Here is a 21,285-nt window from a genome sequence, read left to right on the forward strand (position 1 = left end):
CTTTTGTTAGTGTCGCTTTAATTGATCAATCTGCTGACCTATCAACAGGAATCTACATGGACAAAACCTGCCGGGTTTTCACACTCGCCCTTGCCGCAGCTTCCCTTACCTTCACTCTGACCGCGTGCGGAAACGCAGACAGCGCCAACCAGAGCAACAGCGCCAGCACGGCCGACACCCAATCCGCCTTCCCGGTCACCATCAAGCATGCCTTTGGCGAAACCACCATCACTAAAACCCCGCAACGCATCGCAAGCATCGGCTGGGCCAACCATGAGGTCCCCCTCGCCCTCGGCCAAACCCCAGTCGGAATCAGCAAAGCCACATTCGGCGATGACGACAACAACGGCGTTCTTCCTTGGGTCGAAGAAAAGCTGACAGAGCTCGGAGCAAACTCCGGCGACAAAGCACCCGCGATCTTCGACGAAACAGATGGCGTCCCTTTCGAACAGATAGCCAATACCAAACCAGACCTCATCCTGGCCACCTACTCCGGGATCACGCAGGAGGACTACGACACCCTCTCCAAGATCGCACCAGTAGTCGCATACCCCGAGATGGCCTGGGGTACGTCGCTGGAGGAGATGATCGAGATTAGCTCCCAGGCCCTCGGTAAGGCGGAGGAAGGCAAGAAACTCACGGAAGAGCTGAACGGTAAGATTGCTGCGAGCCTCGATAAGTATCCCAACCTAAAAAACAAGAAGGTCCTGTTCACCTCCTTCGGTGGCAGCTCCGATCCATCCAAGATCGGCTTCTACTCCATCAAGGATCCCCGCATGGGATTCCTCACCAGCCATGGCCTTTCGGCGCCCAACATCGTCACGGAACAATCTGCCACGGCAGAGAAATTCTGGGTTGAAGCTGCTACGGAAAAACCAGAGCAGTTCGCGGACGTCGAACTCATCATCTCCTACTCCTCCGGCGACGCATCCGAAGATGAGAAAAAGGTTAAGGAGATGCAAGCCGACCCCCTACTATCTAAAATCCCAGCTATCAAAAACGGAAACATCGTCTTCCTGGAGCAAGGGCCTCTCGGAGCTGCGGCCAATCCTTCCCCGCTCGCCATCCCATGGGCAATCGACCGTTATTTCGCCCTGCTTAACGACGGACTCAAGTAACTGTGGCAGCCACAGCACTCCGCTCTCCCCGAACCCGCGTCGCCACGGTATTTTTCATCTTGCTGGCGCTGACGCTGGTCGCGACAGTATTTTCGCTGATGTTCGGGGTCCGGAGTATCACGGTTGCTGAAGCCCTCTCGGCGCTGCGTGGCGCAACAGACACTGCGGGCGAAGCAGCAGCGTGGACACGCATTCCGCGCACCGTTTTGGCATTGTGTGCCGGCGCTACGCTCGCAACCTCAGGGGTGGTTTTCCAAGCAGTGACACGTAACCCGCTGGCTGACCCTGGGATTTTCGGTGTCTTGTCTGGGGCATCCCTGGCTGTGGTCATCAGTATTGCGTTTTTCAACGTCACCCGCCCTTTCCCCACCATGATCATCGCCGCCACGGGAGCCTTCGCTGCTGCAGCATTCGTCTATAGCGTGGGCTCTATCGGCCGCGGCGGAGCTACACCGCTGAAGCTCGCTCTCGCCGGGGCAGCCACGGCCGCAGCGCTGTCCAGTTTGACCAGCGCCATCTTGCTACCACGCGCCGAGGTGATGGATGCATTCCGGAATTGGCAGATCGGCTCTGTCGGTGGCGCTAGGTGGGACTCCCTCTCGGTAGCTCTGCCCATGCTCGGCATTGGCTTCATCATTGTTTTTCTGAGCTGCAATGGGCTCAACGCACTTGCTCTCGGTGATGATGTTGCCACCGGACTCGGTATCAACCTTACCCGTACCCGGGTGTTGGCAACACTGGGCGCGGTGCTCCTGTGTGGCACGGTTACTGCTGTGACCGGCCCAATCGCGTTCGTGGGGCTGATCGTACCGCACCTAATCCGCATGGTCCTCGGCACTGATCACCGTATCTTGCTCCCAGCTAATGCCTTAGCTGGCGCCGTGTTACTCACCCTTGCAGATACCGCCGGGCGCTTGCTCCATAATCCGTCAGAGGTTGCAGTTGGCATCATCATGCCTTTCCTCGGCGCGCCACTGTTCATCTGGATTGTGCGCCAGACAAGGATCCGGGAATTATGACATCACTAGCTACCACCATTAAGCACCATCGCCGACGCGCTACCACCACGACCCTCATCAAGGTGTGCCTCATCGCACTTCTCACCATGGCATTGTGGCTGGGAAGCCTGATGATGGGAGATTCCTTCTACTCACTTGCTGATGTCATCGGCGTATTACGTGGCGACACCGTTCCCGGCGCATCTTTTACGGTGGGTGAGCTACGGCTCCCGCGCGCCACCGTTGCCATCGTCGCTGGTTTTGCCTTTGGGGTTTCCGGGGTCATCTTCCAAACCATGCTGCGTAACCAGCTGGCCTCACCGGACATCATCGGAATTTCAGCTGGCGCAGCCGCTGCGGGCGCCACCATGATCGTGTTGTTTCACGCGCCTCAGACTGTTGTCTCGGCGGTGGCGCTGGTGACGTCGTTAAGCGTCGCGGGACTGGTTTATTTGCTTTCGATCAAATCGGGTTTCGCTGGTACGCGACTTATTTTGATGGGAATCGGTGTCGCAGCGATGTTGCAGGCGTGGACCAGCTACGTGCTGTCAAAAGCATCCGCCTGGGATTTGCCCACTGCTACCCGCTGGTTGACCGGTTCACTCAACAATATGTCCTGGGAGCGAGGCCTTCCGCTCATTGTTACCGTCGGGGTCGTGGTACCGCTGCTGCTCATCGGCACCCATAGATTGTCAATCCTCCGGCTGGGGGACGATGTCGCAACTTCCCTCGGTTTGCGCGTCAATCTGCTTCGTGGCGCACTGCTTATCGGTGCGGTGACACTGATTTCAGTTGCCACCGCCGCTACCGGCCCGATTTCCTTCGTCGCGTTCATGGCCGGCCCCATTGCCATGCGACTTTTCCCGCGTGGCGCAAACCTGGTTTTACCTGCTGGAATAGTCGGTGCCTTACTGATCTTGGCAGCTGATTTTGCTGGGCAGTTTCTCGTCGGCACGCGCTACCCAGTCGGCGTTATCACCGGCAGCCTCGGCGCCCCGTTCCTGATCTATCTGCTCGTGAAAACTTCCCACTGACCCCCTCGCCACCGCCAAGGAGTGACCCACTTGCCTACAACGCTAACGGCCCGTGCACTATCTGCTGGATACGGGGCCGATCCCATTGTCAAGAACCTGACCATTTCGTTCGAGCCCGGCAAAATCACCTCCATCGTCGGCCCTAACGGTTGTGGTAAATCAACATTTCTGCGCACCTTAGCCCGGCTTATTCGCCCCACGGCAGGCGTTATTGAACTAGACGGCAAGGCCCTTAATTCCTACTCCTCACGGGAACTAGCTAGGCGGCTTGGGCTGCTCCCGCAGTCCCCCATTGCCCCAGAGGGAATGACGGTGGCTGACCTGGTTGGTCGCGGCCGCACACCCTACCAGGGAATTTTAGGAAGGTGGAGTGCCACCGACTACGAGATTGTCGCCGAAGCAATGGCGGCAACTGAAGTTGATGAACTTGCTACTCGCTGCCTGGAAGATCTCTCTGGTGGCCAGCGACAGCGCGCGTGGATCGCGATGGCGTTAGCGCAGCAAACTGATGTGTTGCTCCTTGATGAACCCACCACGTACCTGGATCTCAAGCACCAACTGGAAGTCCTCGATTTACTTACGGACCTCAATAGGCGCCACGGGACCACCATCATCATGGTGCTGCATGACTTAAACCTTGCTGCGCGTTACTCGGACAACCTGGTGGCGATGCGGGATGGGCACCTGCATACTGTGGGCGCTCCCAGTGACGTACTCACCCAACGTCTCACCCGCGAGGCATTCGACTTGGAAACGCTCATCGTGACCGACCCAGTTTCGGGCCTGCCATCGGTTTCTCCCATCGGCCGACACCACACCACTTATGCAAAGGAGCTTTCATGACCTTCCGACCGTTTCGTGTACGAGTAGCCCGTACCCAACAGATTTCCCCTCATTTTCAGCGCATCACCTTCCACGGCGTCGAGCACATGGGCCCGAAAGATACGGTCCGCGACCTGCGAATAAAACTCATCATCCCCCACGGTGGCTCCTTGCCGGAGTTGCCTGAAGAAAATTGGTACACCGTCTGGAAAGACCTGGAACCTACCACCCGTGGTGTAATGCGCACCTACTCCATACGAGCGTTACGACGCGCACCGGCAGGCAGGCTGGCAGGCACAGCACACGATGAGCTCGATGTTGACTTCGTCCTGCACCCCGAGGCCGCAGGTCCGGCCTCCTCATGGGCGCACACCGCGCAGGTCGGTGAGGAGATCATCCTCATCGGCCCGGCGCGTGACGACGACTCCGGCACCGCCATCGAATTCACCCCGAACGCGTGCAGCCACGTGGTCATGCTCGGTGATGAAACTGCGCTACCAGCGATCGCAAAAACATTGGAGGAATGGCCCGTCGGCAAAACTGGGGCGGTATTCATAGAGATTCCCTGCGAGCTCGACGCGCAGGAACTTAACTCCCCAGCCGGGGTTTCTGTCCAGATGTTGCCCAGGGATTGTGCGGCCCCAGGCTCCCTGTTGTACCAACACCTAGAACAGCTGGTGGTAGAGACGACCGCTGGGCGGCCTACGCTCCCCGAAACCGAAGACGCTGAATATGACCCAGAGCTGGTCATCTGGGAAACCCCTCGCTTTTCTCGCGCTGGACAATCCCTGGCAGCTGACGCGAGTGCCCCAAGCACGTCACCTTTTGCTGACACTTACTTCTGGATTGCGGGTGAGTCTTCCACAGTAATCCAGATGCGCAGACTATTGGTCAACAACCAGGTGCCGCGCCAACAGATTTCTTTCATGGGGTACTGGAAACGCGGGATTGCGATACAGAGGTGATCTCCTATGAGAGCGAGCTGACTGGTTCGTCGATAAGCGGTGTGACGCAATGGTAGTGGCGCTTATAAGGTTGAGGGCGCGCTTATTTTCCTCGTCCTCGCGCTGATCGTCGGTTTTGTGGTGATGGCCGTGGTACTGATCGCCGTGTTGGCGTCCGCCCCACTTGTCTTGGGCGGGTTTTTGCTGGTCAACATGTTCATCGTGTGGCGCAAAGAGGGCAGATCGGTGACAGCGCTGCCCCCGGCATCATCGGCGCTGCTCTGTTTATCTACACCGGAGTGTTCTATTTCTCCTTCCTTTCCTCAATGGTGGAAAGAAACCTCACCTGGGGTTGAACTGGTGTTTGTGGCCGCATTCCCCACCGTGGTCTACATCGGCCTAGCTTTCGTGTGCTTCATTGTGTACACCATTTTTTACGAATGGTTTTCAACCGCTTTGGCAAGCGCCCTGATGCGGTGATCGTTCTCGGGGCCCAGGTCCGCGACCCGGATAACCTCACTCCCCTGCTCCGCAGCCGAGTAGACCACGGCATTAAGGTTGCGCAGCGCGCGATCGATAGGGGCAAAGATACTGTGCTGGTATTTTCCGGTGGCCAAGGACCAGACGAGCCTTGCGCTGAAGGAGAAGCCATGGCGCGATACGCGATCTCCCAAGGTGTTGACCCGAGCCGGGTGATCGTGGAGGACAAATCAACTACCACGGAAGAAAACCTCACGTTTTCTGCCGAGCTGCTCCGCGCCCAGGACCGGGTGCCACACGACCCCGTGGATCGCGGTAGCAAGTTCCGATTACCACGCCTTCCGCGGAGCGCTGATGATGCGCAAAGCCGGCCTTGATGGCTACGCCACTGGGGCACGGACAGCCCGCTATTTCTGGCCGAGCGCAAAGGTACGTGAATTCATCGCTATCGTCGTCGATCACAAGTGGTCAGTGATCGCCTTCGGCATCTTAAGCGTGCTGGCGGGGCTCATCATGTCCGATTTCAGCACGCCTTAGCGCCTAGGAAAATAAGGCATTGTATACCCGGGCTGCCACCTCATTGATCTTCGCGGCATAGTTGTCCCGCTGATTGATCTGGGCACCTTTCACCCCATCCGCGCTGGTGAGCGCCATGATGGGAGCGTGGGCGTCCTGAGCTGTGGCTGGCATGGAGTACATGTGCGGTACGTGGCCGAGCAGATCAGCCCGGGAGAAATTGCTCAGGACCTGTTTGATCCGCTCTGCTTCGGTGGCAAACTTCCCGCGGAAACGCTCAAAGGCGCCCACTAGTTGCTCTTGACCATTGGACTTTCGTTTCATGTACTCCAATGTGGTGTACCCCAGGTAGCGCAGCCCTTCGCCGTCGTATCCGCCCAAGCGCAAAGCTTTGGTTTTTGCATCCACATCGGCGGAGAATCGTTTCCATTCCATAAGGTTGCCCTCACACATCTCGGAATACTGGCTGACCCAATCTTTGAACCAGCGGGCAAGGTTTCCGAAGGCATGGAAGCTGAACAGATCGGTGGCTGTCGGGGTGACAAAGGCATCGCACCCGAGCAAGACAGTGCGGTTAAACGGCCCCAGGCTGGGGCCAACGTCGAAGAAGATCGCATCGTAGCGGTCCTGCTCCTCCATTGCTACTGCCAGCTGACCAGCCCAATGAATACGACGAAACGGGCCAGTTTGCCGGCTCAAAGCGGATTGCCACGCGTCACTCATGAGGTCTTCAATTTGGGACAGCGCCGGATGTCCCGCCAGGACGTCCACCCCGAACCGCTCCGAACGAAACGGGCGAATGTTGGTGTTGATCTGCGATTCACCTTCGCGCAATGGCACAAAGATGGTGTACACCGTGTTAGCCAGGGACTGGCGTTCCGCGGCCTCATTGTCCAAGCTGTTGAGGTAGATGTGCTCGGTTTGTTCCTCAGTGAGCATGAGCTGCGTGGCATTGCACTGCGGGTCACAATCGACGTACAGGACGCGCTTGCCTTGATTGGCAAAATAATACGCGACATTGGTGGACAGCGTAGTTTTTCCCACGCCACCTTTGTTGTTGAAGAAGCTGATGGTGCGCACCGTAACGTCCTTTGTTATCTGGTAGTTCAGAAAACTAAATATAACAAAAGTGTCACGAAACCGCGGCAACTGCCTGTGACCCGGCGGAACTAGAGCAGTCCCTAGTGGCTAGTAGCGGCGCCGGTTAGTTTGAACCCTCCCGCCTGATTGCGCGTTCACACTATTTCCCGAACCGCTGTCACGATCTACATTTCCCCAGGTATCCTCTTCATATGCAATGATCTCCTCCCACCCATTGCGACGATTGTTCCGCGTTGCCACGTGAGCAACGCGTGCGTAGTACCGGCGAATTGAGGCCTCTTTTGGGCTAAGTTTCTTTCTTCGCTTCTTCCCCTTGACTTCTACCATTCCAGGATCAGCCTTGCGTATTAACTTGTCCCTCTTAACCGGATCGCTGAGCAGTGCTTTACGCTCCAGGCCGCCTCGCCGAACGGGACGACGCTTCCCGGAAGGGGTAATAATGTAGGCGATTTTATCCGAACTGGACATTACCTCTCCTCAAATCAACTTCTTCCACTGCGCAAAATCCTAGAATACCTAGGAGACACACCAGACAGTTTTCCACATATACGTTCTAAATCCTGCGGTTAAAGCCCTGAACAAAGTTACCGATGAGGAACATGACATGCCGAGGCCAACCCCTAATACATCCGCACTTTCTGTCTTCGGACTCGGCACGTTCCTGCTACTTATGTGGCGGTTCATTCCGCTTCCTTGGCCCGTGAGCCTAGCGTTGCTATCGGCAGCTGCAGGATCACTCGCTGCTGGGGTGGGGTTGGTGTGCCAGGATTCCCACCATTGGCGTCGGCATGCAGCGCTAGGAGTAGCCCTTGCCGCCGCTGGCTTCATCCTTTTCGAGGTTGCCCCCGCAGTCAGCAGAATCCCTTCCAATTGCATTTGGTCTGGTCATCGCATTCAGCTGCACGCTGTCCTGGTGCCCTCGCTGGGCGATTGTCCCAGCGATTGCCTTCGCAGTCGCGTTTGATTGTGCGCAGCTTCACGACGACCGCCCCCGCCCCGATCCTAATGGCCGCTATACTGGCCATCGCGTTAAAGCCGTGGCCCCGGCTCGCCACAACGCTGGGAACTGCACTTTGCGTGTGGGATGCGGTTTTCCGGGAGACCGAGGGTTTCATTTTCTCATCACTGCGGGTGTGGATCAGTTCACGGCTGTGAATCCGCTACAAATAATCTGGGTCGCTCTTGTAACGAGCGGTGTTGTTCCGTTACTTCCGACATGGAAGCCGTTGGAGGCGGTGGGTCGACACGGCTTCACCCTCAATTTGGTTGCTGCGGTAGTGGCTACCTGGTTCGGTTCTACCTCAGCGACGTTCACACGAATATCCGCCTTGCGAGGGTTAGGGATAGCCCCGCCCCAAACATTCGATCCGCTGGGTAACTACTCCCTCTTGCTCCACGGCTACCAGAACTGGTGGATGGGGCTCATCGCCGTAGCGTGTTGTGTGGTGGCTGCATTGCAGCGGGGCTGGGGCCCGTTAGAGAAGGTGCTGCTCTGAGAAATTTGGCGTAGATGCCACTATCTTGGTGGCTATGACTCGACCGCTGAAGATCGCTCAGTTTGTGGATAATTATGGGCCTGCCCATAACGGTTTGTTGATTGCGGTGCAGCAGCTGGAGGGCGATCTTTTGAGTCGTAGCCATGAGGTTGTCGTCGTTGCGCCGAAGTCTAAGGGGGCGTAACCCGCATCGGGATCACCCAAATCGTATCGAAATCCGGCTGCCTTCTGTGGTGGTGCCGAAGCTGCCGGTGCGGGTGGCGTCAGGCCAGAAGTTCAAGAAAACGATTAAGAAGATTGGTCGCCTGCAGCCCGATGTGATCCATGTGCACGGTTTTGGGCCGATCGGTGTGCTGGGGTTGTGGGCGGCGTTACGTCATGATATTCCGCTTGTGGTCACGTGGCACACAGACTTTGACGCATACGCGAAGCACTATCCGGGCATTTTGCCGGTTCTTCGTGGCGTGGTGCGGCTGTTTGTGCAGCTCAACCGCTCTGAGGTGTATGCCCTCAGTGACATTAAACAGGCCCGGCTTGAGCTTGGGGAAAATGCTTCGCTCCTCGGGTTGATGCGGCGGATGTTAACGGAGGCCGATACTGTCACCGCGCCGTCACCGAAAACTCAAAGTCGCGCGCTGTTACTGGCCCCTGGTGCGGATGTACGATGCGTGCCTAATGGCGTCGATAAGCTGCCTTCTGGCCCTGCCCCCGTGCCACGCGGGGCCGGGGCCGCTCATCATGTACGCCGGCCGGATCGCCCCGGAAAAAGGGGCTGCCACTGCTTTTCGACGCCTTCGAGCTCGTCTCCGAAATCCGGCCAGACGCCAAGTTGATGGTGGTCGGCGACCGGGAACACAACAAGTCACTACGACGTCGCCTCGCGAAGATGCGGGAGAAATACCAGGTGATCCTGCCCTGCGAGCAGCCACATTCCCAGTTGGGTGAGTACTACGAGATGGCCGATGTGTTCGCGTTTCCCTCCACTACTGACACGCAAGCGCTGGTTCTGCACGAAGTGGCCCTAGCCGGTCTTCCAATCGTGCTCGCGGACACGGAGCTAGACTTGGTGGTTGAACCCGGCATCAACGGCGAATTCGGCGGCACCACCCCGATTGCTTTTGCCGCCGCACTCCTCAAAGTAATTGACCGCCTAGCTGACCCCGCGTGGGCCGATCGCGCCCGCTCCCGCTCCCAGGAACTAGCCGGGCAGTGGAGCTTAGAATCCCAGGCCGAAGCCATGATGCGCATATACGAGGAGCTAAGCGACAGACGCTGAAGTTTCATCAGGCATTAATTAGCGCCCGGCGGCGCTTGGATAGCTATTTGCTAGCGAAAATCGAATCCCTACGCCTACCCGCTTGAACGACCTGGGGTTTTGATGATCAACTGGATAGGGATTTGTTTCTCGGAAGCAAATCCCTATCAGCTCGCGTCCCAATCCTGAATACGTACTTGGGTCAAATTCGGGTTAACTACCAGAGCTTCGGAGTTTCTCCGCCAAAACCTGCGCCAGATGCTGAGGTTTCACACCAGTTCCCTGCTCGATATGGGTCCGACAGGAGAAGCCATCGGCAAGCACAATGCCCTCATGTTCCCGAACTCTCGGAAATACCTCCCGTTCTCCGAGTTCAAAGGACATTTCCGCATGACCGGCCTCATAACCCCAGTTTCCGGCAAGGCCGCAACATCCAGTACTGATGGTCTCCTCGCTAATCCCCAGCGCCGCCAAGATCTCTGAGGTCCCAGTGCGGTCTCCCAAGGAACGTTCGTGGCAGTGCACCTGCGTGAGCGCGGAAATCTCTTCCTGTTCCAGTGGAACGTCCAGTTCTCGTAGCCTTGCCGCAACAAAACTACTCCACGAGACCGTAAGTTCTGCCAGTTTTGCCACCAATGGGTCGTCGGAAAGCTCGGCAATATCGTGCTGCAACATGGCAGTGCAAGAGGGCTCTATCGCCACAACTGTCATCCCTCGTTCGAGGTACGGCTTCATGGTCTTGGCCGTTTGGGTCAGGACGCGTTTCACCATCTGCAACTGACCAGTGGAATGGAAAGTGAGGCCACAGCAGACAAAACCTCGTGGGATGATCACCTGGTAGCCGAGTGCTTCTAACAGCTCTACCACCGCCTCACCTGCGGAACTATCAAGGTGATTGTTGAAGGTATCCGGCCACAGCACCACTTGCGTCGAATTTTGCTGGCCTTTCCGCCGTGATCCCCATTTCTGCAGACTGCGTGGCGCAAAATGAATCAGCGGGCGACCAGTGTCCAAACCACCCAAGCGCGCTATGACGATCCGCACCCCTGGCGTGTGCATAGCCTTATCGATGGCCCACCCCGCACCAGGAATCTTGTGCAACAGATGCGCACTCAGTGGCAACCAGCCCATCATGTAGTGAGCCATCGGGCGGATCCTTTTGGCGTAAAATTCGTTGAGAAACTCAGCCTTGTATGTCGCCATATCCACGTTCACCGGGCATTCCGACGCACAAGCTTTACAAGAAAGGCACAGGTCAAGAGCTTTTTTGACCTCTTCAGCGCGGTAGCCATCTTTGACGGACTCACCGCGGAACATCTCAGACAAGATACGCGCCCGTCCTCGGGTGGAATGCACTTCATCGTGCGTGATCTGAAACGACGGGCACATCGCGTTGTCCATGGATCGACAAGCGCCGACCCCCACGCACCGATTCACCGCGTTAACAAAACTGCCTTTGTCCTTGGAGAACTTATGTGTGGGAACTAGTTCCAATTCCCGCTGGCCTGGGCCCGGTCGTATCCCATCAACTACCTCATCAGCCCACACCAGCACGCCCGGATTAAATACTCGCTCTGGATCAAAGATCAACTTAAACCGTTCGAAGAGGCGTCGCATTTCCTCGTTGTACATGTATTTCAGCAGTTCGCTGCGTGCTCGCCCATCACCATGTTCTCCAGACAGCGACCCCTCATAGTGAGACACGAGCTGAGCGGCTTCATTCATGAACGCGTGAAAAACTGCTACACCTTCCTCGCTGCCAAGGTCAAAGGAGATCCGAACATGCACGCAGCCCTCTCCAAAGTGGCCAAACGGGATTCCCTGCAACTCATACTTTTCCATCAAGGCGTACAGATCCCGCAGATAGTCTGCCAAGTTTTCCGGTGGCACCGCGGAATCCTCCCAAGAAGGCCATGCCTCTCCGCCATCCGGCAATCGCGTAACAATGCCCGCCGATGCTTCACGAATCCGCCACAGTTCCTTCATCTGTACTGGATCGCTGACCACCACAAAGTCCACGGTGTCCACAGTGCGAGCAACGTCCTCTGCACGCGCCAGTGCCTCTTCAGCACTTGGACCAGTCACTTCGCAGTACAACCAACCACCGGTATCCATACCTTCGCGGATTCCCGGCAGGTTGGCTCCCGCATTCTGCTGGCCATTTTTTGCACGCAGCGCACCCAGCAGGTCACCACCCATCCCTTCGATGGTGGTCACGTTTTCCAAACGGAGAACTGGTGCGGCCTTAGCCGCGGCGAAAACATCAGAAAAACCAAGCACCGCCAAGGCTTTCGCCTTCGGCACTTCCACCAGCTTTACCGTAAGCGACGTGATGATTCCACACGTCCCCTCAGTTCCCGCGAACGCCTTAGCCACATCGAAGCCACGCTCCTCCAACAGGTAGTGCAGCCCATAGCCAGAAACTTGGCGAGGAAACCTTCCAAGAGATTCCCTGATAAGATCCGCATTGTCCTGAACAAGGTAATGTAACGCTGCCTCAATATCGGAGTCACTCGCAGCACCTTTGGAAAGAGTAACTTCCCGACCGTCGTAAAGCAGCACAGTGACTGCCTCGAGGTTTTCGGCCGCAGTACCCCACGCGACGGAGTGTGACCCGCACGCATTGTTGGACACCATTCCTCCGACAGTGCAGCGACTATGCGTGGAAGGATCCGGCCCGTAAGTCAGCCCAAACTCGGCAGCCGCGTCACGCAGCTGGTCACACACCACACCAGGCTCAATCACGGCGGTCTGTGTCTCCGGATCAATGGACAGGATACGGTTGAAGTGGCGGGAGGTATCAATAATCAGCCCTTCCCCCATCGCATTACCAGCAACTGAGGTGCCACCACCGCGACCGACGATCGGCCAGCCGTTCTCTCGGGCGATATCGAAAGCATCGAGGATGTCTTGTTTGGTGCGAGGTTCCACCACACCTGCGGGCACCCGGCGGTAAATGGATGCGTCCGACACATACGCTGCCCTGGTAGTCATATCCGTCCGAAGTCCCGTGCGAGAGACCTTGGCAAAGTAATTCTGGTCGGTGGTTATGTTATTCACGTGGGGTGTACCTCCTATAGCTTCAGTAACATGTTACGGGGTCTGCTGCTACTATCCAGGTCATGATGACGCGCGTAACTCGAGCCAACACCCTCACCGAACAAGTCATGGACCACGTTCGCAGTGCTATTTTTGACGGCTCCATGACCGCCGACGAATGGTACAGCGTCTACCAACTCGCAGATCAACTGGGCATTTCCCGCTCTCCCGTGCGCGACGCACTACTTCGACTCGAAGAAGCAGGCCTAATCATGTTCGTACGAAATCGCGGTTTTCAGATCCGACGCACTCGCCCCGAGGATGTCGCAGAAATCTTCGCTCTTCGCCTGAGCATTGAACCTGGAGCAGCCGGTCGCGCCGCGCTTCTTGCAGACACTCACGCAATAGCCAACCTGCAAGAGCTGCTCAATTCGATGGAACAAGCAGCCCACCAAGGACACTCTGACCACTTTTTCGACCTCGACCAAGCTTTCCACGCGGAAATCCTGCGAGCCGGCAACAGTCCACGGGGCCGTGATTTCATCGACCGGCTCCGAACCAACACACGCCTCATCGGAGCCAGCACCGCTGGATCATCCCGAACCTTGCTAGATATCCATCGCGAGCACCAGCCCATATTCGAAGCGATCGCGGACGGAGATATCGCCGGAGCCCGATCAGCAATGTCCGGGCATGTGACCACTACAGGACAACTCCTTCTGAAGCAAGCAATGCCCGATGCTAAAGCCGAGGATCTGCAACTACTGTGGGAGCAGTTTACTACTTAGCTTTTGGTAGTTGAGCACGAAGGCACTTACCGCACACACCGCTGCGCAGCTGTAGACAATCTTGGAGAACTTCTTCCCCGCCCACAGTACCCACGCCCCATCCAGCGCGACCAGCCCGGCGAACTGTGCTAGCACAATGAACAGACCGCCGGCGAGAAACAGTGCCAGGGAAACGTAAAACACAACTTTTGCTAGGTGAAATACAGTTGACATGTCCTGCTCCTATCCTGCTGGAATGTAAATCGGAAGCCATCCCATACCGATGACCACTGCCAACAACACCATCGGCACCACGAACCATGCCACCAATGGAACGAACATCTTCGAGGGCTCTGCATCCGCCATAGCCGCAGAGAGATAAATCGGCGCACCAACTGGCGGGGATGCACCCTCAGTCGAGCTGCAGAGAAGAATCACGATTACTGCCAGCGTCGGATCCAGACCAACGGCGGTCAGAGCAGCCATGGCAGGAGCACCAACAGCTGCAGCGGTAGCCGTAGAAGAAAGTGGAGTCGCCACGATGATGGTCAGCACCGCGACCAGAGCGATCATGAGAATCTTCGGCAAATCCAAGCTGCCAAGCAGAGCACTAAGCTCATCGCCTACGCCCAATTCATCCATAATCTCCGCAGCGCCAAGCGCCGCAAAGAGCGAAATACCTACCGTGGCAAACTGCGGAATTTCTTTGACCACATTCTGCTTCAGCTTCGGAATATCGTTCTTGAGATGCTTAAAGCCTTCAATCACCGCGATCACGGAGATGAGAATTGGCACCCACACGATGATGGACACGGCTTTGAGAGCCTTGTCACCGACATGTTCTGGCTGGGACAGCCACTGAGCCAGTGGCCCAATGGTGATGAAAACCGGGATTAAGATTCCCCAGAAAATCGCCGGGGAGCTCCATCCTTCTTTGAATGACTGCTTGAGAGGAACGTGGGTATCGGCAGTGTCCATGGGCAAATTGAATTTTTTGGCCCAGTACGCCACAAGGAGGAGTCGGTAAAGCACAGCGTACGCGCCAGCACAAGCAAGGGCTACGTACACGCTCGAAGCCGTTGCCCCCATGGCTGCGGGTAGCGCAAGGATGATGAACATCGTGGAGTTCGGCGGCAGAGCCACACCCAAACCGGAGTTGCCTGCTACGAGGGTCGCTGCACGCTCAGATGACCAGCCAGTTTTCTTCATCCACGGCACAGTAACCGAACCGACTGTAGCCGAGTTACCAGCCGTGGAACCTGCGACAAGACCGATCATCGCAGAGCCCAAGGTAGACACATATCCCGCACCACCGCGGACGCGACCGAACATCGAGTTCAAGATGGCAATCAACCGGTCGATCAAGCCAGTCGCATTCACGATTGCGCCCATAAACACAAACGCCAAACCGGCAAACAAGACTTCATTCTGGGCACCAGCAATGACGCCTGCCTTTAACAGGTGGAAAAAGTCTTTTCCTCCCAGCGCGGCGACAGCGACTAAGCCCATCAACAAAGCTTCTGAGATGTCGCGTTTCATCACCACGTTAATCACGACTGCGACGCCGATAAATACCGCCAAGGCAACGATTCCCATATCCCCTCCTCTACATAGTTCAAGCTAAAGTGACGCACATCACTGTAGCATGTTACATGTTGGATGGAGAAAACTTTCTGATTTTTATTCGCCAGCAAACACCCCTACTCAAGTGTCACTGCGACGTACCGCCCACGTACTTGTGTCACCTCGATGGGAATTCCAAAAGTTTCAGTCAATATGTTGGCTAGCTCGTCACTGTGGCCGTGCGCGTGGTCAGGGGTGATGAAGGTGCTGCGGCCCTGGTGCAACAGACAAAGGGGATCCGCGTGATTGAGCGCTAGGGTGAGGTCATGCACGACCATCACTACTGACATGTTGTGCGTGTGGGCTGCCTTGCGGACGAGAGCGAGCACCTCTGCTTGGTTTTTCACGTCCAGGCTGCTGGTCAGCTCGTCCAGGATCAGCACTTTAGGCTGGGTAGCCAGGGCACGGGCGATTGCCGCTTTTTGTTGCTGCCCACCGGAGAGCTCGTTGAGATATCTGAAGGCGATGTCATCTAGCCCGAGCGAAGCAATCGTCTGTTCCACCACGGCGTGGTCTTCGGCGCGGGATCCGAGTAGGAAGTGTGGCATTCTTCCGAGCAGGATCGCGTCGTACACCATCGTGGGTGATGTTTCACTTCGCTGTGGCACATAGGCCACTGTTTGGGCGAATTCGTTGGTGCCGTAGCTGGTGATCTCGCGTTCGCAGACCTCCACAGTGCCGGTTTCCGACCCAAGTCTCCCCAAGAGGCAGTGGAGCAAAGTAGATTTTCCCGCGCCGTTGTTCCCCAAAATCGCGCACACTTTTCCAGCTGGAACATGGAGACTGACGTCGGTAAGCGTCGGCGAGCGGTGCGGATATGAAAAAAGACAGGTCTGTCGCGCGGATCATGGCTTCCTCCGAAGTTGCCGAAGGATAATCATGAGAAACAGTGGCGCACCAAGAAATGAAGTGACGGCACCAACTGGAAGCACAGTGGGGGCGATGATCAGGCGACTAAACGTGTCCGCAAGCAGCAGCACCAAAGCCCCTGCCAGTGCGGAACCCGGCAGCACATATCGGTAGTCCTCACCCACCAAGCGCCGCACAATGTGAGGCGCGATAAGGCCAACGAACGCAATAACCCCCACCACGGAGACCACCATGGCGGTTGCTGCAGCGCCGATGATCAGCGTCCAGGTCCGCAGCCGGATCACGTTTACGCCCAGCGCTTGCGCCACGTCCTCCCCCGCGTCCAGCGCGTTGTAGGACCAGATTTTCCAGACGAAAAACGCGAGCGCAAGCACAATCACCACGGTCATCACGCCCAAATGTGGCCACCGAGCGCGCCCCAAATCGCCGAACGCCCAGAAAACGATCGCTGCAATCTGTAATTCGTCCGCAAAGTACTGAATCAGTGACGTACCGGAGGTAAACAGCGAGCTCAGCGCCACACCAGCCAGAATGATCACCGATGGCGTGGCAGCCCGTTGTCGCGCGAGCAGCGCAATAACCGCCACCGAAGCGAGTGCCCCCACAAACGCGCACAGCGCCGTCACCGTCGGATTGATGTCAACCACGCCCGGGCTTTTCGACGACGATCCCACAAAACACGACCGAAATAGCAGCCCCGAATGCTGCGCCCTGAGATACACCCACTGTCGATGAGGACGCCAGCGGATTGCGCAGTACCGCCTGCATCGTTGCTCCCGCTACGGCGAGAGCAACGCCGGCCAACAGCGCCGCTAACGCCCGTCGCAACCTGACATTCATCAAGACAAGGTGCCCTCGGGTTCCCGGCGCGAAGGCTTCTCATACCCCGAGGAACTGCCGGGAAGTCCCACCGATGGACAACGCGAGGAAGAAGGCAGCCACCGTAGCTGCCATCAGGCCAACGATGACTAATGCTCGGCGGGTGCGATGATGCTGATACCGGGCACGGAGGGCAGTGCGGTCTTTTTGCATGGCGTTCGGTTAGAGTTCCACCCTGCCAAAAGTCAGACCTGCAGCCTCAAAATCCGCATACAGCTTTTTACCCAGAAATAGTTCTGTGATTTCGTCGAATTTCTTCACGGGATCGATATCGCTGAAGGCCTCTGGCGCGAGCACGGTGCCTGCATAGTACGCGTCAGCGATGGCGATCTCGCTGTTGGCTCCGTAGAAGTTGTACGGCAGCTGGGAGTACAGCTTGCCGTTGTGGAACGCGGCCACTTCGTCGTAAAGCTGCGGGCGGGCGGCCACGTCGTCGCGGATCATGTTCATGTTACTTGCGGTGAGGAAGACAACGTCCGGGTTCCAATTCACCAGGTCCTCGATGTCCACGGTGACAGCTTTGTTCCCTGCCGGAGCTGCGACGTTGTTCGCTCCAATCGCAGCTAGTGGTGGGTAGGCGCCGTGGGTACCCCGTGATCCCGTGTGGCCCTTTGAAAGAAACCCCACCCACATAGGCGCTCGGGCGCTGTTCGGCAGGAACCTTTTCACCACGGGTTTTCAGGTCGTCGCGCATGTCTCCTGTTGCCTTGATGAGGGGTGGTTGCGCGTTCCTGCTTGGCAAAGGCTTCGCCAAGAATGTGCAGCGATTGCTCGAATTTCGGGTCGAACAAGTCCTCGTAGAGCACGGTAATGACGGGGATCTCGGTGGTGGCGGTAACATCGTCTGCGGTTTTCGCATCCCACGTGGCCACAATCACCTCTGGGTTCACACCGATCAGCGCTTCCATATCCGGCTCGGCGCCGAGCCCACCTTTACCAATTGAGGAGAGCTTGCCAAATTCTTCGCGATGCACGTAGGCATACGGTTTGCTCACTTTGCTGTCGCTGTCGATCTGTTCGACGCCCACCAGCTTTTCCGTGATCTGCAGGTAGGTCAGCATCCGCAATGTGCGTGACCCAGCAGCCACGACGCGCTGGGGTTCCTTGTCGAAGGTGATCTCACGGCCATTGATGTCCGTGACTGTTAGCTGCTGCGCGCTTGCTGCTGGCGAGGTATCCTCTGGGGGAGCCACATCCGGCGACTGTCAACGCGACAACGCTGAGCACCGCAACAAAGGCCTTCTTGAACATGGGTTTTCCCTTCTACTGGTTGGATCCCGGAACCTGCCAAATGGCAAGAACAAAACGCATCGTGACGGTGACGTCAATGGTCTCTCCCCCGCGTTCATTGAAGTAGGAGTCTGCTGCCTCGAACAGTTCATTGCCATACATGCTGGCGTGCACCTGCAATTCCCGATGCAAGGTTTCCCGATCCATCGGTGTCACGAACTCGCCGCCTTCATACCGCAGCTCAGGGGCGGCTCCGGATTGCCAGAGCGCGACAAATTTATCAGCCATCATTTGCGCGCCACCGTGCGGGTCTTGTTTTGCATTGATGTCCATGCGTTCCAGCAGCACATCAAGCACATCGATGTGTCGATACACCGGCGAGGTGTTCACGCACCATCCGCGGGACAGCTCTTGGAGCCGCACAACATCCTCTGGAGTTCGTACCGCCGGGCATTTGCTAGCCATCACTAGGTCAAACTTTTCCTGAGAGATCGGCTCGCGCTGCCAATCCAATTGTTGGAACTCAACGTTGTCGATGCCAGCAGCGATTGCAGCACGTCGTGCCTGTGCGATCATTCCTGGCGATGAATCCACCCCGAGCCCACGGGAGATGCGGCCGGCCAGCTGACTGAGATGCCAGCCGGGACCGCAACATACATCAAGAACCGTGCCCGCTTCCGGTATTGCACCAACCTCCGCCAAGGTTTCCAAGAGCAAGTCGGACTGCTTCTGTTGCAATCGAGCTAAGTAACCTTCAGCTTTCGCGTCCCAATAGTCAGTTCGGTCGGAGGCGTTGTGCATCCTACAAGCTCCTACAAGGTTTCGGTCTGGTTCCACCTGCGAGTGGAGACGGAACCAGACCACCGTTAGAAAAGATTTTCTTTAACGGTACCTTAATGAGCTTACTAAACCCATGTTGTGAATGTTTATTCACAACATGGGTTTAGTAAGCTCATTAATCGAGTTTTGCTCCTCGCAGCAGGATCAAAGAAAGGGTCGCTGCCCCCAACATCAGACCAACAGCAATACTGGAAGAAAACACCACGCTATGGTCGAACGCGTGGCGTGCGGAAGCGAGAAGCTCCGCACCTGGAACTCCACCAACCCGATGCGCGATCTCGGTTGCCCCGCCAAGAGTTTCCCGAGCGATATCACCCTGATCGGGGCTGATGCCAGTCGGAATCTCGATCGAGCGTCGGTACGCAGCATTAAGCACCGAGCCGAGCACCGTGGTGCCCAAGACCGCACCGATCTCATAAGCGGTTTCTGATATCGCAGACGCGGCTCCAGCTTTTGCCGGAGGAGCGGCCGCCATGATCATGTCGTTTGAAATGGTTTCAGCAGCTCCTACCCCAATTCCTACCAGGATGAACGCCGCCACTAGTCCCCAGTCGGAACCAGCATCTCCTGCGACCATAATCATGAAGTAACCGACAGCGTTGAGCAGCAACCCTGCTGTCACCAGTTTGCGAGGGGTCAACCACGCCGCCAGTTTCACCACCACAAGTCCAGCCAGGATAGTGGCGGCAGTTCCCGGCAGTAGCAGCAACCCTGCCACCATGGGGCTGTGCCCGCTGACCAATTGGAAGTGCTGGGAAATGTAGTAAAGGAACCCAACCAGCGAAATCATGCTCAGCAGGTTGGCCAGCACAGCACCGGTAAAGTGCCGTTCCATAAACAGCCGAACATCAAACATTGGAGAGGCGGCGTGCAGCTGACGGCGAATCAGCCACCACGCACTAATAGCCACTATCACGGCCCCCACACCGATCCACGGGCTCAAACCCTGATGGGCCATGTCCTTGATGCCATAGACCAGTGGCACCATCACTGCCAGCATGAGCAGAATGCTCGGCACGTCGATGGGCCCGGGCTGGGTGTCTTTCGATTCTGGCACCACCAGTGGCGCCAGAAGGACCATGGGAACCAGAATTGGGACGGACATCCAGAAGATGGATCCCCAGTAGTAGTGCTCCAGTAGGAAACCGCCCACGATGGGGCCGAGAGCGGAGCCACCAGAAAAACAAGAAGCCCAGACCGCAATTGCGAGCCGTCGCTCTTTAGGCACCGTGAAAATATTGCGGATGAGAGACAGCGTCGCAGGCATTAACGACGCCCCAAAGAATCCCATGACCGCCCGCGAGACGATAAGCAAGGAAGCGGTCGGAACAAGTGCAGCAATGATCGAGGTGAGAGTAAAACCAATCCCACCGATCAGCAGCAAACGCCGACGGCCCCAGCGATCCCCCAATGCTCCCATGGGAATGAGCAGGCCAGCCAGCATGAGGCCGTACACATCCACGATCCACAGCTGCTGGTTTCCTGTTGGCTGAAGGGCAGTAGATATTTCCGGCAGGGCGAAGGCCAGCACAGTGTTGTCGACTGATACCAACAGCACAGGCAGCATAAGCACCACTAGGGCCCACCACCGCATCGCGTTTGGCTGCTTGGTTACAGTTGCTGCGGTTTTGACCGCCATGATCCGCTTACCTTCCTCTCATTAGTCACACCCCGTAAACTATACCGTCCAGACGGTATAGTGGCAAGGCGTTATAATAGTGGAATGTCAGCCAAAGAAAAGCTTCTTGACGCGTTCGAAGACATCCTCATCTCCCAAGGGGAAAATGCCGCCACCCTGGATGCTGTCGCGCAGAAGGCCGGTGTTTCCAAAGGCGGTCTACTCTACCACTTCCCCTCAAAAACAGCGCTGGTCACCGGGCTGACAGACCGACTCGAAGAGCGTATGAATGAAGACATTTCCCTCATGCAGCAAGCCCCCGGTGGCGTGGCCGCGTACTACATCCGCACCTCATCAATCACTGACGATGCTTACGCCCGCACTCTCATTGCCGCCACGAAGCTGTCTGGCCCGCATACTGCGCGCATCGTAGAATTGCAGCGCAATGGACAGCGCACCATTTTAGAGTTGCTTACCGAACAAACCGGATCGGTCGCCGCAGCTCAAGCGCTCCTATTGATCGGGGACGGCCTGTACCACAATTCACTCATCGACGGCGAATGCAGCACGGCAAGAATGCCGAACCTAGCCGAGAACCTCAGCACGATCAGCGCACTGCTGGGTGCCAAGGACAGCGCCACCAACTAGCGTGCTT

The 21,285-nt window shown here is 56.9% G+C and carries 28 protein-coding genes; 15 read left to right on the forward strand and 13 right to left on the reverse strand.

The annotated features are described in order from the left end of the window. The first annotated feature begins 56 nt into the window (after nt 1-56). The 8 genes from ABMV07_RS09970 (at nt 57) to ABMV07_RS10005 (ending at nt 5,933) form a co-directional block, all read left to right on the forward strand. Entirely contained in the window at nt 57-1,118 is a 1,062-nt protein-coding gene (locus tag ABMV07_RS09970) for an iron-siderophore ABC transporter substrate-binding protein (RefSeq protein ID WP_374064562.1), read from the forward strand. A 98-nt stretch (nt 1,119-1,216) separates the two neighbouring features. After that, entirely contained in the window at nt 1,217-2,137 is a 921-nt protein-coding gene (locus ABMV07_RS09975) for a FecCD family ABC transporter permease (protein WP_374065020.1), read from the forward strand. After that, complete coding sequence (locus ABMV07_RS09980; protein WP_374064563.1) at nt 2,134-3,150, forward strand: FecCD family ABC transporter permease; 1,017 nt, start codon at nt 2,134-2,136, stop codon at nt 3,148-3,150. Before ABMV07_RS09975 ends, ABMV07_RS09980 begins: the two co-directional genes overlap by 4 nt. Nucleotides 3,151-3,180: 30 nt before the next feature. After that, nucleotides 3,181-3,993, forward strand: a complete 813-nt coding sequence (locus ABMV07_RS09985; RefSeq protein WP_374064564.1) for an ABC transporter ATP-binding protein — start codon at nt 3,181-3,183, stop codon at nt 3,991-3,993. Then, the gene (locus ABMV07_RS09990) at nt 3,990-4,937 is read left to right on the forward strand and encodes a siderophore-interacting protein (protein WP_374064565.1); all 948 of its coding nucleotides are present in this window, start codon (nt 3,990-3,992) and stop codon (nt 4,935-4,937) included. The genes ABMV07_RS09985 and ABMV07_RS09990 overlap by 4 nt, the downstream gene beginning before the upstream one ends. 117 nt (nt 4,938-5,054) lie before the next feature. Continuing rightward, on the forward strand, nt 5,055-5,396 hold the full coding sequence (locus tag ABMV07_RS09995) for a hypothetical protein (protein WP_374064566.1): 342 nt from the start codon (nt 5,055-5,057) through the stop codon (nt 5,394-5,396). Then, nucleotides 5,357-5,773 carry a YdcF family protein gene (locus ABMV07_RS10000; RefSeq protein WP_374064567.1) on the forward strand — a complete coding sequence of 139 codons (417 nt, stop codon included), beginning with the start codon at nt 5,357-5,359 and terminating at the stop codon, nt 5,771-5,773. Before ABMV07_RS09995 ends, ABMV07_RS10000 begins: the two co-directional genes overlap by 40 nt. Next, complete coding sequence (locus ABMV07_RS10005; protein ID WP_133119738.1) at nt 5,751-5,933, forward strand: hypothetical protein; 183 nt, start codon at nt 5,751-5,753, stop codon at nt 5,931-5,933. The genes ABMV07_RS10000 and ABMV07_RS10005 overlap by 23 nt, the downstream gene beginning before the upstream one ends. A 3-nt stretch (nt 5,934-5,936) precedes the next feature. On the opposite strand, the gene ABMV07_RS10010 is transcribed toward ABMV07_RS10005, so the two are convergent. Both ABMV07_RS10010 and ABMV07_RS10015 read right to left on the reverse strand, forming a co-directional pair. Next, complete coding sequence (locus ABMV07_RS10010; RefSeq protein ID WP_088267415.1) at nt 5,937-6,992, reverse strand: ParA family protein; 1,056 nt, start codon at nt 6,990-6,992, stop codon at nt 5,937-5,939. Nucleotides 6,993-7,100: 108 nt separating this feature from the next. Further along, entirely contained in the window at nt 7,101-7,481 is a 381-nt protein-coding gene (locus ABMV07_RS10015) for a hypothetical protein (protein WP_197690023.1), read from the reverse strand. A gap of 136 nt (nt 7,482-7,617) precedes the next feature. Here ABMV07_RS10015 and ABMV07_RS10020 point away from each other — a divergent pair, with 136 nt between their 5' ends. The 5 genes from ABMV07_RS10020 to ABMV07_RS10040 all read left to right on the forward strand — a co-directional run bounded on the left by ABMV07_RS10020 (nt 7,618) and on the right by ABMV07_RS10040 (nt 9,785). After that, nucleotides 7,618-7,977: a hypothetical protein gene (locus ABMV07_RS10020; protein WP_196977679.1), complete on the forward strand. Its 360-nt coding sequence runs from the start codon at nt 7,618-7,620 to the stop codon at nt 7,975-7,977. A gap of 169 nt (nt 7,978-8,146) precedes the next feature. After that, entirely contained in the window at nt 8,147-8,509 is a 363-nt protein-coding gene (locus ABMV07_RS10025) for a hypothetical protein (protein ID WP_196977680.1), read from the forward strand. 34 nt (nt 8,510-8,543) lie between these two features. Next, entirely contained in the window at nt 8,544-8,693 is a 150-nt protein-coding gene (locus ABMV07_RS10030) for a glycosyltransferase family 4 protein (protein ID WP_141112782.1), read from the forward strand. A gap of 46 nt (nt 8,694-8,739) precedes the next feature. Next, nucleotides 8,740-9,342: a glycosyltransferase family 4 protein gene (locus ABMV07_RS10035; RefSeq protein ID WP_374064568.1), complete on the forward strand. Its 603-nt coding sequence runs from the start codon at nt 8,740-8,742 to the stop codon at nt 9,340-9,342. Beyond that, nucleotides 9,321-9,785 (forward strand): glycosyltransferase, encoded by a 465-nt coding sequence (locus ABMV07_RS10040; RefSeq protein ID WP_374065021.1) that lies wholly within the window; start codon nt 9,321-9,323, stop codon nt 9,783-9,785. The genes ABMV07_RS10035 and ABMV07_RS10040 overlap by 22 nt, the downstream gene beginning before the upstream one ends. Before the next feature lie 192 nt (nt 9,786-9,977). Here the strand turns inward: ABMV07_RS10040 and ABMV07_RS10045 are convergent, their stop codons facing one another. Continuing rightward, the gene (locus ABMV07_RS10045) at nt 9,978-12,758 is read right to left on the reverse strand and encodes an FAD-binding and (Fe-S)-binding domain-containing protein (protein WP_197690034.1); all 2,781 of its coding nucleotides are present in this window, start codon (nt 12,756-12,758) and stop codon (nt 9,978-9,980) included. A gap of 128 nt (nt 12,759-12,886) precedes the next feature. On the opposite strand from ABMV07_RS10045, the gene ABMV07_RS10050 reads away from it, so the two are divergent. Then, complete coding sequence (locus ABMV07_RS10050) at nt 12,887-13,591, forward strand: GntR family transcriptional regulator (RefSeq protein ID WP_088267411.1); 705 nt, start codon at nt 12,887-12,889, stop codon at nt 13,589-13,591. Here ABMV07_RS10050 and ABMV07_RS10055 read toward each other — a convergent pair. The 10 genes from ABMV07_RS10055 to ABMV07_RS10100 all read right to left on the reverse strand — a co-directional run bounded on the left by ABMV07_RS10055 (nt 13,565) and on the right by ABMV07_RS10100 (nt 20,651). Further along, on the reverse strand, nt 13,565-13,804 hold the full coding sequence (locus ABMV07_RS10055; RefSeq protein WP_196977682.1) for a hypothetical protein: 240 nt from the start codon (nt 13,802-13,804) through the stop codon (nt 13,565-13,567). The genes ABMV07_RS10050 and ABMV07_RS10055 overlap by 27 nt on opposite strands. 9 nt (nt 13,805-13,813) lie before the next feature. Continuing rightward, nucleotides 13,814-15,166 carry a TRAP transporter large permease subunit gene (locus ABMV07_RS10060; RefSeq protein WP_196977683.1) on the reverse strand — a complete coding sequence of 451 codons (1,353 nt, stop codon included), beginning with the start codon at nt 15,164-15,166 and terminating at the stop codon, nt 13,814-13,816. Between the two features lie 104 nt (nt 15,167-15,270). Then, on the reverse strand, nt 15,271-15,954 hold the full coding sequence (locus tag ABMV07_RS10065; RefSeq protein ID WP_196977684.1) for an ABC transporter ATP-binding protein: 684 nt from the start codon (nt 15,952-15,954) through the stop codon (nt 15,271-15,273). A gap of 84 nt (nt 15,955-16,038) precedes the next feature. Continuing rightward, a complete protein-coding gene (locus ABMV07_RS10070; protein WP_159461309.1) occupies nt 16,039-16,710 on the reverse strand; it encodes an iron ABC transporter permease in 672 nt (223 codons plus the stop codon). Then, nucleotides 16,703-16,903 carry an iron chelate uptake ABC transporter family permease subunit gene (locus tag ABMV07_RS10075; protein WP_197693530.1) on the reverse strand — a complete coding sequence of 67 codons (201 nt, stop codon included), beginning with the start codon at nt 16,901-16,903 and terminating at the stop codon, nt 16,703-16,705. Before ABMV07_RS10075 ends, ABMV07_RS10070 begins: the two co-directional genes overlap by 8 nt. Nucleotides 16,904-16,942: 39 nt before the next feature. Next, nucleotides 16,943-17,095 (reverse strand): hypothetical protein, encoded by a 153-nt coding sequence (locus ABMV07_RS10080; protein WP_159461311.1) that lies wholly within the window; start codon nt 17,093-17,095, stop codon nt 16,943-16,945. Nucleotides 17,096-17,104: 9 nt separating this feature from the next. Beyond that, nucleotides 17,105-17,569, reverse strand: a complete 465-nt coding sequence (locus tag ABMV07_RS10085; RefSeq protein ID WP_197688941.1) for a hypothetical protein — start codon at nt 17,567-17,569, stop codon at nt 17,105-17,107. A gap of 38 nt (nt 17,570-17,607) precedes the next feature. Then, a complete protein-coding gene (locus ABMV07_RS10090; protein WP_374064570.1) occupies nt 17,608-18,135 on the reverse strand; it encodes an ABC transporter substrate-binding protein in 528 nt (175 codons plus the stop codon). 70 nt (nt 18,136-18,205) lie between these two features. After that, nucleotides 18,206-18,973 (reverse strand): class I SAM-dependent methyltransferase, encoded by a 768-nt coding sequence (locus ABMV07_RS10095; protein ID WP_374064571.1) that lies wholly within the window; start codon nt 18,971-18,973, stop codon nt 18,206-18,208. 154 nt (nt 18,974-19,127) lie between these two features. Beyond that, a complete protein-coding gene (locus tag ABMV07_RS10100) occupies nt 19,128-20,651 on the reverse strand; it encodes an MFS transporter (RefSeq protein ID WP_088267401.1) in 1,524 nt (507 codons plus the stop codon). Between the two features lie 60 nt (nt 20,652-20,711). Between ABMV07_RS10100 and ABMV07_RS10105 the strand changes: the two genes are divergently transcribed. Continuing rightward, the gene (locus ABMV07_RS10105; protein ID WP_374064572.1) at nt 20,712-21,278 is read left to right on the forward strand and encodes a TetR/AcrR family transcriptional regulator; all 567 of its coding nucleotides are present in this window, start codon (nt 20,712-20,714) and stop codon (nt 21,276-21,278) included. Nucleotides 21,279-21,285 lie beyond the last annotated feature (7 nt).

The sequence above is a fragment of the Corynebacterium belfantii genome (assembly GCF_041898185.1).
GTDB classification, from domain to species: Bacteria; Actinomycetota; Actinomycetes; order Mycobacteriales; family Mycobacteriaceae; genus Corynebacterium; species Corynebacterium belfantii.